The 406-nt window shown below is 56.7% G+C and carries 1 rRNA gene; it reads left to right on the forward strand.

Annotation, left to right across the window (positions count from 1 at the left end):
• The first annotated feature begins 276 nt into the window (after nt 1–276).
• A 5S ribosomal RNA gene (gene rrf / locus AC1DDH_RS20710) occupies nt 277–393 on the forward strand.
• Nucleotides 394–406: the final 13 nt, after the last annotated feature.

The raw sequence follows: 406 nt of genomic DNA on the forward strand, positions 1-406 counted from the left end.
ACCGGTACTAATAGGCCGATAACTTACACCACACACTCTTCCCGTGAACGGATTCAAAAGACGTTCACACCAGGGGGAGGGTACAAAGAAACAAGACTGCTTGCGTCCACTATGTGGTTCCCAAACAACAAACCCGTCACCGACGGCACTGTTGCACAGGAACAAAACCACAACAAAATAACAACACCACACCTGCGGCCAAGGCCGCAGCGAACATGTTGTAACCACAGATTTCCCCACCCCCGCCAACAGCGGGAACGGTGGCGGAGCAAGGGTTACGGCGGTCATAGCGTGGGGGAAACGCCCGGTCCCATCCCGAACCCGGAAGCTAAGACCCACAGCGCCGATGGTACTGCACCCGGGAGGGTGTGGGAGAGTAGGTCACCGCCGGAACACCATTAACGGT

Source organism: Arthrobacter sp. 10T425 (assembly GCF_056393985.1).